Origin of the sequence: Segetibacter koreensis DSM 18137 (genome assembly GCF_000374045.1) — a bacterium.
Lineage (GTDB): Bacteria > Bacteroidota > Bacteroidia > Chitinophagales > Chitinophagaceae > Segetibacter > Segetibacter koreensis.
Window position 1 is genome coordinate 25,789 of sequence record NZ_KB893320.1, and the last position, 12,736, is coordinate 38,524.

Genomic DNA, 12,736 nt, shown 5'->3' on the forward strand with positions numbered 1-12,736 from the left:
CCTTTTTGGCAGAAGTGATAAAGCAAATACATAAGAAGTTTGCCGGGCAGCAAGGCATTTGGAGCAATTATGTAAAAAGACATTTACTCCCTCGCCTCAACGGTTTCGAACTTTTAATGGCAAGTTATGCAATGGCTCATTTGCAACTCGATTTGCTATTAACAGAGACAGGCTACAAGCCAACAAAAGACCAGCGCTTTAAAGTGTTTCTTACCAACAGTCTCGAAGAAAGTCACCCTGATACAGGAACGCTGTTTGCCAACTGGTTGAGTACCGAAGCGAATGAGGCGAACCGGATAATAAGAGATACGCCAGTGATGTGTGTAATTGGGAATCCACCATACGCTGTTAGCAGTAGTAATAAAAGCATAGATAGTGAAGGAAAGAAAACCTGGATTGGAAAATTAATAGATGATTATAAAAAGGATTTGAATGAACGAAAGATAAATTTGGATGATGATTATATAAAGTTCATTCGGTACGGGCAGCATTTTATTGATAAAAATGGCAGTGGTATTTTAGCTTACATTTCTAATAACAGTTTTATTGATGGCATTACTCATCGACAGATGAGAAAACATTTATTAGAAAGCTTTGATAAGATTTATATTTTAGACTTGCATGGCAGTGCAAAAAAGAATGAAGCTGCTGTAGATGGAAGTAAAGATGAGAATGTTTTTGATATACAACAGGGGGTAAGTATCAATATTTTTATAAGAAGTGATTTAAATAAAAAGGGAAGGTTGACGGAAGTAAATCATTTTGATTTTTATGGACGAAGACTTGACAAATATCATACGCTTAGTGAAAACACCCTGAATTCTATAAATTGGAACAAAATAGATATTAAAGAGCCTAATTTCTTTTTTGTGCCTAAAGATTTTTCAGGTGATAAAATATACAATGTTTCATTTTCTCTGTCTGATATTTTTCTTGAAAATGGTAGTGGAGTAAAAAATGAAAGGGACGACATTTGCAAGCAATTTACACGTAGTGAGATGGTTAATGTAATTAATGATTTCCGAAATTTATCGGAAGGGGAAATCAAAAGCAAATATCACGTAAAGGACACGCGTGATTGGAAAGTTCTAAACGCAAAAAAAGACGTACTTCAAAATAATAATGATAATTTTTATGTCCTTAATCTTTATAGGCCTTTTGATGAACGATATACATATTATACTGGGACAACTCGCGGTTTTATTGGTACTCCGGGTTCAAAACGGATGTATCATCTAATTAATAAAAATAACATTGGATTGCTGACGTGCCGACAGCAAAGCACTTTTGATTTTCAGCATGTCTTTGTTACAAAACATATCTCAGACATTTGTTCTTTATCTTCACAAACTAAAGAGACAGGTTATGTTTTACCTCTTTATGTCTATCCAAATACGCCACTTTATAAAGCAACTGCAAGAATACCGAATTTAGATGTTTCAATAGTTGAATTGATTGGCGATAGTGTAAGTTTAACATTCACTAACGAAAAAGAGACAACGCCCAACACATTTGCACCGATCGACATTTTAGACTACATCTATGCTGTCCTGCATAGCCCTGCCTATAGAGAAAAGTACAAGGAATTTTTTAAAATAGACTTTCCAAGAGTGCCGTACCCAAAAGATGCAACTACCTTTTGGCAACTGGTAAAATTAGGCGGAGAGATCAGGCAAATACATCTGCTCGAAAGCCCGGTAGTAGAGCAATACATAACACAATACCCGATAGACGGAGACAATACTGTGCGCAAAGTAAAATACCAGGACGGCAAAGTGTACATCAACGAAATTCAGTATTTCGCCAACGTACCCGAGCTAGCCTGGAACTTCTATATAGGCGGCTACCAGCCCGCACAAAAATGGCTCAAAGACCGGAAAGACCGCAAATTAGAGTTCGACGACATTCTGCACTATCAAAAGATCATTGTTGCTTTGGCAGAAACAGAGAGGTTGATGAGGGAGATCGATAAGGTGGGTGTGGAGTGAATGCCAGGATTCCTTGGCCATGTCTTAATTACCACCCCTTGAATTTTTTCAAGTCAGAGCAATACTGCAGAAACATCAACTATTCAAGTAAAAAAGCTAACTAAATGAAGATCATAAAAGATCAATTTAAACTTCTTATATTGTATTTTATCTTGCCGGTCTGTTTGTTTGTTATATTTAAAAAACCGATAGAATCATTCTTAACAACTTTTTTAATCAATCCTGTTTTCTCTAAGATTTATCCGGCAAATTGGTCTTATGATATTGCTATCTTTATATTGTTTTTAATTACATTAAAACAAATACTTCCCAGAACATTAAATGGTGTAATTATTCCTTTTAAGTGGTCTTGTATCACCCTCACGTACGGATGCATTTACGTCTTTTACAGAAAATACAATAGTGCATTTTTTTTACTCCATTTAGCTTTTATGATAAACTCAAACTTCTAGACTTATTTAGTATTACTCCCTTTATTGTTTTATGCAGTAATTATCTTTCCCATAAAAAAACAAAAGATTCAGTTAATTCAAATATAAATGGATGTACTACCGACAAGCCTATTGTCATCGATAAAAATGCAGACATACTTCGTCGCTATAAATTCATAGAAGAAATAGCAATCAAAATAAAGAATACAAGCTCAAAGGAGAGCTCGTTTCCTATTGGTATTGTCGCCGCCTGGGGAAACGGGAAAACCACATTCCTAAATACGTTAAAATTGGAATTTGCTAATCCTGATTTTATCGTTATTGATCTTAATGTTTGGAAATGTAGTAACACAAGCCAAATAATTGAAATCCTTTTTAACGTTTTAAAGGAGAAATTAAAACGTTATAGTTTGAATATTGGCAGTGAAATTCAAAATTATATTGATACCCTATTAAAAGGCACAACAAATGAAAATTTCAATCGAGTAAAGAACTTAACGGAGATGTTTTTTTCTAATCCAAGTATTGAAAAGCAATATGATTCAATCAATAAAGAAATAAAAAAAATTAATAAAAAGATTATAATTCTTATTGATGATATTGATCGATTGGATAAACACGAAATTTACGAAGTTCTGAGACTAATAAGGAACACAGCAAATTTTTCAAACACTTTCTTTATTGTCGCCTATGACAGAAATTACATTTTAAATGCTATTGAAGACATCAATTCCTACCAGTCGCATGTATTCCTAGAGAAGATTTTTCAAGTAGAGTTTATACTGCCACCCATTAAAGATAAAGTTTTGCAGGATGCAATTACTAATGAGTTCGATGGTTTTTTAAGTAGTGAAAGTAAAAAAGCTTACCAGGAAATTCTTGACGCGGACTTACTACCATTTAATCAAACCAAAATTAACTTGGGGTCACAATTTGTATTTAATCTTCGAGACGTAATACGGTTTGTAAACTCTTTAAAGTTGTCTTATGAATTTGTAAAAGAGGAAATATGCTTTCATGATTTTTATAATTTAGAATTCATTAGGTTTAAACATCCAGAAATATTTGCTCAAGTTTACAAAAATTCTGCTACTTTCTTTACAACAGAAGCCACAAGAAATAACAATATTATTGATGCCTACTCCTATTCATTAAGCCTCATAAAAGATGAAAATCTAATTGATACAAGAATTTTCAGGTTAGAAGAATATCTAAAAAACCACAGAACAGTTTATAAATTATCTAATGCAGATATTCTTTCCATAGTAAGTGCATATAATGCTTTATTTCCTCGACCAAATGGTATATCTCAAGGAGCAAATAAAGTTATGAATTCACATTTATCAGTTACAAGACCGTCAATGTATGACAGATATTTTATTCTAGGAATTGAAGGTAAGCTGTCAGAAATTCATTTCAGTAAAATTCGGCAATTACCTTTTAGTGAGTTTAGCAGTGAGATAGCAGAACTAGCAAAAAACGAAGACTTATTGATAGAAATATCTGAACGGTTTCAGGAGATAAAAGACTTTGATAATAAAGATGATTTTGAAAAGATTATAAAGACTATTTTTTACTTTGCTAACTTGCCTCATCCCGATAAAATAAAAAATTATGGATTTGATTCTATTAGGTATGAAGGACAAAAGTTAGCTGAATTGTTAGGAGGCAAAAAAGTTTTAAAGTTTTACAATAGTACCGACGATTACAAGAATTTTCTCAACAAACTGTTTATAACAAATAATAATCACTACACATACACTAATGAATTTGTGAGCTCTCTATTGCACGAAAACTATTATTACATTCAAACAATAATGGTGCAGGAGGAAATAAGTGAAATATTACTTACAAATTTCATAAATGCTCTGAACAAAAGTGATAAATTATCAATTGGATTATGGCATCATTACTTGCGTTGTGAAGAAAGACGCGAAGTGCAAAATGTTGATTATACATACACGGTTAGTTATACAATAATTGAAGCGGCAAAGCCGTTGTTGAGGAAATTTATCCTTGAAAAGGATATAGACAACTTTATTCGTATTACTATCCGACAAGACTCGCCTTTCAATGAAACGTATTTCCTTAATTCAAATATTCAAAACTTATTTAACCGAGATGAAATTTTTATCTGGTTACTTCGGAGAAGTCATAAACCGTCTAAGTATAAAGAAGAGTTTCTATGTTCATATGATTTGCTAACAACAAATAATGAGCATAAACAAGCTGGGGTGCCATTGAGTTTTTTTAAGGTGATACCTGTAAAGGAACCTTTCACAGAATAAATTTTTGCTACCTAGGAGGCACCTTTCGTTCGAATTCCATATTTCTCTACTAAAATGTCACTAAAATTCTGGGAGCTTATCCTTCCCTGCTAATGAGTGAATTTAAGATAAGTACGAAAAAAGTATTTTAAAGTAACATTTTATATGCTGAGCAAACATTAAAGAACTTGATTACTTATTCTTTATTCATCCACATCCTGCTCCAATTCCTGCTCCAATTCTTCTATGGTAGGAAGGCTACCTTTCAAATCTTCAGGAATTGCGTGTGTCAGTTGATATTCAGATATTCCTATAGGCTTATTTATATCCTTCAAAGCATATTCCGCTACTATTTTGTTTTTGTCCTGGCATATCAGTAACCCAATCGTTGCCTGGTCATTTGGGTGCCTTAGCATGTCATCTACTACAGAAAGATAAAAATTAAGCTTGCCGGCATACTCGGGTTTAAATTCACCTTTCTTGAGTTCTATTACAATGAAGGCACGTAGCTTCAAATGGTAAAATAAAAGATCCAAGTAATAATCTTTTTGCCCCACTTCGATGTGATATTGCTTTCCTACGTATGCAAATCCAGCTCCTAGCTCTACAAGAAATTTAGTTATGTGTTCTATCAGGCTCCTCTCGATGTCTTTTTCCTGGTAATCATCAGCCATCGTCAGGAAATCAAAAATATAAGGATCTTTAAATACCTGTCGGGCTAGATCAGATTGTGGTGAGGGCAAAGTAGCTTCAAAATTTGTGATTACGTTACCTTGCCTTATATGCAAACTGCTTTTGATCTGCAGGCTAAGAATATCTCTTGACCAGCCATTTTCAATGGCTTTTTTCATATAAAAAAGCCTTTGATTTTCGTCTTTAACCTTATCTAATATCACTACGTGATGCGCCCATGGTAATTGGGCAACGACCGGTTGCCCAATTTGAAAGGATGGGTAGGTCGAAGCAAACTGCCGCATATATTTTATGTTCCGGTGCGAGAATCCTTTCATATCAGGAAATTCGCGCCTCAAATCATCTGACAGCCGTTCTGTTAGTTTATCACCCCAATTGGCCTGCTGTTGTTGTTCTAGTATAGTGTTACCTATTTGCCAATACAAAGAAAGCAGGTGTGCATTTGCACTCAAAGCAGCCTTTAGTCTAGCCTGCCGAATTTCAATTTTAATGCCTTCTAAAATTTTAGGATACACTTCTACCATAGACCAAAAATAAAAGTATTTATCGAGTGCTACCAGTTAGCTAAACTAACGAATCGCATATACCTAAAAATTAAAATAAAACAGTTTGTTAATTGTTTGTTGCGAGACTTATTTTAAGGCTTTTCGCGTATTTATACGCGCATTTTTAAATATTTTGATAGGATATTAGCAATCTCATAAATACTGGTAAAAGAGTTAACTGCCTGTGAGGTGTTAAAATAGTCTTTGAAAGGAAATAAGTGAAAATTGGAAGGTAATTAAGGTCTTTATGAATTATTTACGTTAGTCAATAATTAAATTATAAAACCGAAATACCTTGCAAAGACTTGCTACCCTCGTTATCACGTGCATTTTATTTTCTTTAGTCACCTTCGCACAACACACAACAATTAGCGGTTCAATAGAAGATACCATAAATAAGCAAACACTTCCCCGTACCGGTATTTCCCTCCTAAGAGATAAGGATTCTGTTCTAGTTAATTTTGAAAGAAGCGATAGCAAGGGAAATTTCAGTCTTAGAAATGTAAATGAAGGAAAGTATATTATTCTTTTCAGCTATCCTTCCTATGCAGATTACATAGATACAATAAGTGTAAAAGCAAATGAGAACAAGTTATTGGGGAGGATAATGCTTACGCTCAAATCGAAAATTCTGCAGGACGTTTTAGTAAAATCTAAAGTTGCGGCCATAAGAATAAAGGGAGATACGACGGAATATACTGCCGATAGTTTTAAAGTGCGTGAAGGAGCCTCTGTAGAAGAAATGTTGCGCAAACTACCAGGATTGCAGGTTGACAAAGATGGTAAAATTACCGCACAGGGAGAGGAGGTCAAAAAAGTACTTGTTGATGGGGAAGAATTTTTTGGAAATGATCCTACAATGGCTACTAAAAACCTCCCTGCAGATGCAATAAATAAAGTTCAGGTTTTTGATAAAAAAAGTGACCAGGCTGTTTTTTCCGGCATTGATGATGGCAAAAAAACAAAGACCATTAATCTGACGATGAAGGATGATAAAAAGAAAGGATATTTCGGAAAATTGGAATTGGCCGGCGGTTTAAATGATAAATGGAATAATACATTAATGCTAAATTCCTTTAGGGCAAAAAGAAAATTCTCCGTGTATGGCATTATGAGCAGCACCGGTAAAACAGGGCTCGATTGGGGCGAGCAGGAAAAGTTTGGCGAAGGCATAGATTTGCAAACGAGCGACGACGGTGGTTTATATTTAAACAGCGGGGGCAATGATGAATTTAGTCAATCTAATTTTTCTGGACAGGGTATACCAAAGAGTTGGAGCACCGGTTTAAACTACAGTAACAAGTTTAACAACGATAAACAAATCGTAAATGGCAACTACCGGTACAACAAACTCTTAACGCAAGGAGGGGCGAATACTTACTCTCAATTTATTCTTCCGGACACCGTCTTCTATCAACGCGACAATAATACCTTTAATAGCAGCAGGCAAAGAAATTCTGTAAACGGCACTTACGAAGTGCAGTTGGACAGCTTTACTTCAATTAAAATAAAAGCTAACGCATACAAGGGAACTGAAAGTTCTATTAGCAATTATGTTGCTCAATCCATAGACAAGGCAGGCAGCCGGGTAAACAGCAGCTCCAGATCTATCGCAACCAACGGCGACAATAGCAGCTTGAACAGCAACTTTGTCTTTAGAAAGCGCTTTAGGAAAATAGGAAGAACATTGTCGTTAAACTTCACCCAGGAATATCTTCAAACCAATACAAATGGTTTTCTTAATTCAATTAATGATTTCTACGGAACAAATGATCAGATTATCAATACAAGCCGGATAGATCAAATGAAGCTGTATGATCTGACAACCCGAAGTGTTTCTTCCAGGCTTGTATATACAGAACCGGTTGTTAAAAATGTTTTTGTTGAATTAAATTATGGCTTGGGAGTAAATAACAGCGATTCGAAAAAATTATCCTATGATAACACGGGCGATGGCAAATATGACGCTTTAAATGATACTTTCAGTAACAATTACAATTATCATATAGTTACTAACAGTGGCGGAATGGGGTGGAGATATAATAGTAAGAAAGTTAATGTCAGTCTCGGAAGTGATATTGCTCAAACTAACTATAGGCAAAAGGACATTTTCAAAGACACCTTATCCACTTACAGCTATACCAATCTTTTTCCTAAATCAACCTTTACTTACAAGTTCAACAGCAATAGCAACTTCAATTTTTCCTATAATGGCAATACTCAACAACCAACCATACAGCAAATACAACCCGTAAGAGACAACAGTAATACACTTAACATTTTCGTCGGAAATCCTAATCTTAAGCAGCAGTTCAGGCAGAGTTTTAATTTAGGTTATAACTCTTACAAGGTGCTGTCGCAGCAAAATATCTATACCTATTTTAATTTCAATACAATAAGGAATGCCATATCTTCTAATCAATATACGGCGACGTCAGGAGATAGCATAGGAAAGACAATATATCAGTATGTGAATGTAAACGGAAATTATAATGGCTATGGAGGCGGAGGCTTTTCCTTTAAATGGACAAAGCCTGATATACGTATTAGTCCAGGCTTGGGTATAAACATAAACAGGTCTAATAATATTGTAAATAATTTAAACAATGTTACAAACAATGAAAGCTATGAAATGCGCTTAGGATTAAGCAAATACAAAGAGAAAAAGTTTACTGTTTTTTTGAGCGCGAATGTGGCTTATAATCATTCCAGATCTTCTATAAGGCAAGATGTGAAGACAAAGTACTTCACACACACTGAAGAGTTCTATCTAAACTACACTCTTCCCTGGAAGTTTGAATTTAACACCAACGTTAATGCAGAATTTAGACAAAAGACAAGCGCTTTTGATAGAAATAATAACGTTATTGTCTGGAACGCTTATATCGGAAGAAAGCTTTTCAAAAACGATAAAGGACTTATCAGTCTGAGAGGCAACGACCTGCTTGATCAGAATAAAGGTTTTTCCCGGTATATCGGATCAAACGTTGTCACCGAAAATTCCTACACGACGCTAAGAAGATTTTTCCAAATAAACTTTACATGGAATTTTTCCAAAACACCCGGCGGTGTTTCACCTTCTAATTAAACTGTATGAAAATAACTTATTTTATCATTACTTTTTTATTTTTTCGACTGAGTGTAAACGCACAACAACAAGAATTTATTGATAAAGGGAAAATAGAATTTGAACGCACGACTAACTTGTATAAACGATTGGAACAAGATGACGAAGATGGCAATTCAAGTATAATTGAGGCCTTAAAAAAAGAACTCCCTGAATACAAGACCTCTTATTTTAATTTATATTTTGATGGGAATAAAACACTATATCAACCTGGACGGGTTGTAGAAACAGTTAAGAAAGTGCCGGAATGGATGCAAGGCCCTGCAGAAGATAATATTGTTTATTCTGATCTTTCGTCTAATACTTTCAGCAGCCAAAAAAGTGTCTTTGAAACTACTTACAATATTCAGGACAGCCTCAGAAATGCTCAATGGAAAATTACTTCAGACAAAAGGACAATTGCGGGTTTTGAGTGTCGTAAAGCAACCACTACCATCATGGATTCTGTTTATGTGTTTGCTTTTTATACCGATCAGATTGTTCCCCGCGGAGGACCTGAGTCTTTTGCAGGTTTACCGGGTATGATACTGGGAATCGCGATTCCCCGTATGCATACTACATGGTTTGCAACCAAGCTCGAAGTGACAGAGCCGAACACTAACGTAATCCTTCCACCAAAAAAAGGCAAAAAAACAAATGTAAGTTCCCTTAAAACTACCTTACAAAATTCTCTTAAACAATGGGGTAAATACGGGCAACGGTATACTTGGACTATAATGATTTGATATTTTAGGTACTCATTTATACTTCTACCATAACAATTACGAACTATTGCAAAAACGCTTTATCAATACAAATACTTAAAAGATAAGGCTCCAGATTATCTACAGAAGAAAAAGACAAGAGCCTCAATATCTCATTACGTTTTTTTTGATAAAATACCTCTACGTAAAACTTAGGGAGCTGGTATAAAAGTATTGTAACATCAGAGTGTAAAGGAGATTCGCGGGTTGCAATACAAACTCCATGCTCCCATACAGCCTCTGCTTTAAGCTGGTTGTTGTCTAACAAATTAAACTCGTATAAGGTCATAAGAGCTGGTTTACCACTTAACGTGAGGCAAAACTACAACCAATAACAAAAGTGAAAAGAAAATGGCTTATATTTTTCTGCGATGATAAACCGCCTTTTTATTTTCACTTTGCTGGCCTTTGTTCTTTAAATTCAAATCATTATTAAAGTCTTTGTTTTGTGCCTTCTCCAATTTGAACTTATGATGAATGTTTAAAACGGTTAAAAGTTCACTATTAAAAAATGAAATCGCTTGATAAGAGTTGGGAATTCTAATATTGACAATACTATTTGCTTGGGATTGTTGAAACAGAATCATATCGTTTTTTTTCTCTGCGTTTTCGACTCCCTTTGCCTGTTCCTCATATGGTTTATTATAACGCTCTAATCCCGCCTCAATACTTTTAGCTGCGCTTTCGACCTCTTTTGACAGTAACGGAATCTCAACATTAAGGAAAGCTTTAGACATACGCACTGAGGCTGCCGGAAATAGGTCTTTATTGTTCTCTATTAAAAACCGCAGATCGTATTTAGCACCCTCTTTGTCCTGATCAAATGCAAGAACTATCTTAGCATTCTTCCCGCCTTCAAGGCTTTCTATGTACATTAATGAGGTCTTAATCTGCAAAATCCTCCTTTCCTACTTTATTGTAGTTATTAGTTTGTACTGCTTCATTTGGATTGATAGTAATAACTGTAGTCTCTCCTGAATTATTATTGCCTAAAGTCATTTTATATGCAATGACAAATTGCTCTGTTACTACCGTTACCTGAAAGTTATCGCCCGGTTTACATATGGTTGCATCTGGCTTAAAACGAAAATATATTTTTTTCCGGCAATACCACCAGCCGTAAAAGCTATAAATGATTTTTGAAAACCAATTAGAGTTCGGTTAAAAATATACGCGGAAAAGTAATTGTATTTTTCCTGACATTAAGTGTTTCAAGAAAATTCAACTTTTTAACATACTAAAAACCCTATTGCATTTCCAATTTATGTTCCATACCTTTCTTGAGAATCAAAGTGTAGACATTGAAATAATCAGGGAGCAACGAGATGCTTGGCAACTTGACCCCCCGACAAATTGTTAAGTATTGCTCCCTAATTTTATATAAATATAGGTTTATTTTAATAGAACTTATTAATTTACTATGAAACAATTTTTGCGACACTTTTACAATTCCGTTAATTTCTGCCTTAAAGAGTTCCCATCAAGCCTTATATAAAGTTCTGTAACAATTTTTTCTGGTAAATACCAATCCTATTAATTAAGTAAAAAGATTATTCGTATTTATTCTACTTTCCGTAATTGCGGTACTTTACTTTTCTGCCAATATTCAACTATTGTTATGAATGTTTCCTTCAGTTCTGCAATGCTTCCGTTTTTAACAAAAAAACCGTTACTCCCTAACTCATAAGACTTTTGGATTTGTTCATTCGATGCAACACCGGAAAAGAACACAAAAGGAATACTTTTGTAATTTAGGGCGGTATCCCCCAGCAACTTCCTTTTAAATTCAAATCCACTCATTGTGGGGAGATTTATATCACTAATAATTAAAAATGGGATAATTTGCTCATCTTTCAACAATATTAGCACATCTTGAGGATGTGTAAAAAACATCAGTTCATTTAAGTACGGCAACTCTTTCCATACCTCCTGAATAAATTCCTTATCATCTAAATCATCATCTATGATTAATATCGGCTGCGTGTTCATAATGTTCGGGCTGTCTTATCAAACCTCAAATACTGATGCAAAAACAGTTCCCCTATATTCTTTAAAACAGCAGTCGTAGGCTTAGCAGCAACTATTTTTTATCAGAGGCTTTCAACTATTATTTTTTTTGATGTTATTGTTATCAATGATTAGGTCGATTTCACAATACCTTTAAAATCCCTATTATTTTTAGATGAATAATCCGGAGATATCAATCTCCTTCAGATAAGGTGCTAATTGGTCTATACTACTGAAAGAACGACAAACTTGAAATTTATTTTCACTCCCAGCATGAGCCACTTCCACATAAAAAGAATATAGCTGATAAAGTAAGATACAATGATCCTCTTCTTGCCTATCCGCTACAAAATCACCTTCACTCCATACAAGTTCAGTTTGTTGGTTCTTTGGCAGTGATTTAAACTCGTATAATGTCATAGAATCCGGATTTGCAGAAAGATATATAATTTTAACACAGATGGCACTAAACCTAAAAATAATCTTTTACCTATATTGTGTATGGTCATTCCTTTTTATTCTGTCTATGGTGCTTACAATGGCAATTATAGGTATTGAATATAATGTGGATGGAAGGAAAAGTACTTTGATAACTTTGCAATGAATGAAACTTTTAATTTGTCTGTAACTTATAAAGGGAAGGAGGTCACATTTTCTGCTAAGCTATTAGTGTATAGATATAGTTACAAGATACAAGTTGATGTAAATAGTAATGAAGTATTATTTGAACCGGATGAAGAAAGAAATTACAGGGCAACTATAGATCCTGAAAAGGTCGAAGGTAAAAAAATTGATATGGAATTATTAACAGCTATTGCAGGAGCTATTGAAGCGATAGTCAGGTAATGTTTAGGGAAAGGACATTCAGTTATTACCTTTGGTAAACTCTGTAAAAAGAGAAAAATGCAAAAGCACTTGAGTACTTGAAGAAAGGT

10 protein-coding genes are annotated in these 12,736 nt (G+C 34.5%); 5 read left to right on the forward strand and 5 right to left on the reverse strand.

Translation table 11 applies throughout. The features are described 5' to 3' along the window. Positions 1-14: 14 nt before the first annotated feature. Together B154_RS32970 and B154_RS0107885 are read left to right on the forward strand one after the other, a co-directional pair. A complete protein-coding gene (locus B154_RS32970) occupies positions 15-1,988 on the forward strand; it encodes a type ISP restriction/modification enzyme (protein ID WP_245542570.1) in 1,974 nt (657 codons plus the stop codon). A 607-nt stretch (positions 1,989-2,595) separates the two neighbouring features. Continuing rightward, complete coding sequence (locus B154_RS0107885; protein WP_281166853.1) at positions 2,596-4,707, forward strand: P-loop NTPase fold protein; 2,112 nt, start codon at positions 2,596-2,598, stop codon at positions 4,705-4,707. A 182-nt stretch (positions 4,708-4,889) separates the two neighbouring features. Here the strand turns inward: B154_RS0107885 and B154_RS0107890 are convergent, their stop codons facing one another. Then, positions 4,890-5,903 carry a PDDEXK nuclease domain-containing protein gene (locus B154_RS0107890; protein ID WP_018613193.1) on the reverse strand — a complete coding sequence of 338 codons (1,014 nt, stop codon included), beginning with the start codon at positions 5,901-5,903 and terminating at the stop codon, positions 4,890-4,892. A gap of 316 nt (positions 5,904-6,219) precedes the next feature. Between B154_RS0107890 and B154_RS0107895 the strand changes: the two genes are divergently transcribed. Both B154_RS0107895 and B154_RS0107900 read left to right on the forward strand, forming a co-directional pair. Beyond that, the gene (locus B154_RS0107895; RefSeq protein ID WP_018613195.1) at positions 6,220-9,012 is read left to right on the forward strand and encodes an outer membrane beta-barrel protein; all 2,793 of its coding nucleotides are present in this window, start codon (positions 6,220-6,222) and stop codon (positions 9,010-9,012) included. Positions 9,013-9,017: 5 nt separating this feature from the next. Continuing rightward, complete coding sequence (locus tag B154_RS0107900) at positions 9,018-9,776, forward strand: GLPGLI family protein (RefSeq protein ID WP_018613197.1); 759 nt, start codon at positions 9,018-9,020, stop codon at positions 9,774-9,776. Between the two features lie 43 nt (positions 9,777-9,819). Here B154_RS0107900 and B154_RS27970 read toward each other — a convergent pair whose 3' ends face one another. The 4 genes from B154_RS27970 to B154_RS0107925 all read right to left on the reverse strand — a co-directional run bounded on the left by B154_RS27970 (position 9,820) and on the right by B154_RS0107925 (position 12,221). Then, entirely contained in the window at positions 9,820-10,083 is a 264-nt protein-coding gene (locus B154_RS27970) for a hypothetical protein (protein ID WP_018613199.1), read from the reverse strand. Between the two features lie 67 nt (positions 10,084-10,150). Continuing rightward, a complete protein-coding gene (locus tag B154_RS0107910) occupies positions 10,151-10,669 on the reverse strand; it encodes a hypothetical protein (RefSeq protein ID WP_018613200.1) in 519 nt (172 codons plus the stop codon). A 685-nt stretch (positions 10,670-11,354) separates the two neighbouring features. After that, positions 11,355-11,783 (reverse strand): response regulator, encoded by a 429-nt coding sequence (locus B154_RS0107920; RefSeq protein WP_018613205.1) that lies wholly within the window; start codon positions 11,781-11,783, stop codon positions 11,355-11,357. 189 nt (positions 11,784-11,972) lie between these two features. Next, positions 11,973-12,221: a hypothetical protein gene (locus B154_RS0107925; protein WP_018613207.1), complete on the reverse strand. Its 249-nt coding sequence runs from the start codon at positions 12,219-12,221 to the stop codon at positions 11,973-11,975. A 180-nt stretch (positions 12,222-12,401) separates the two neighbouring features. Between B154_RS0107925 and B154_RS0107930 the strand changes: the two genes are divergently transcribed. Beyond that, positions 12,402-12,647 (forward strand): hypothetical protein, encoded by a 246-nt coding sequence (locus tag B154_RS0107930; protein ID WP_018613209.1) that lies wholly within the window; start codon positions 12,402-12,404, stop codon positions 12,645-12,647. Positions 12,648-12,736: the final 89 nt, after the last annotated feature.

Coding starts and splice junctions, on each gene's coding strand:
- B154_RS0107890 (WP_018613193.1), bottom strand. CDS start 5,903: ATGGTAGAAGTGTATCCTAAAATTTTAGAAGGCATTAAAATTGAAATT.
- B154_RS0107930 (WP_018613209.1), top strand. CDS start 12,402: ATGAATGAAACTTTTAATTTGTCTGTAACTTATAAAGGGAAGGAGGTC.
- B154_RS0107910 (WP_018613200.1), bottom strand. CDS start 10,669: ATGTACATAGAAAGCCTTGAAGGCGGGAAGAATGCTAAGATAGTTCTT.
- B154_RS27970 (WP_018613199.1), bottom strand. CDS start 10,083: ATGACCTTATACGAGTTTAATTTGTTAGACAACAACCAGCTTAAAGCA.
- B154_RS0107920 (WP_018613205.1), bottom strand. CDS start 11,783: ATGAACACGCAGCCGATATTAATCATAGATGATGATTTAGATGATAAG.
- B154_RS0107925 (WP_018613207.1), bottom strand. CDS start 12,221: ATGACATTATACGAGTTTAAATCACTGCCAAAGAACCAACAAACTGAA.
- B154_RS0107900 (WP_018613197.1), top strand. CDS start 9,018: ATGAAAATAACTTATTTTATCATTACTTTTTTATTTTTTCGACTGAGT.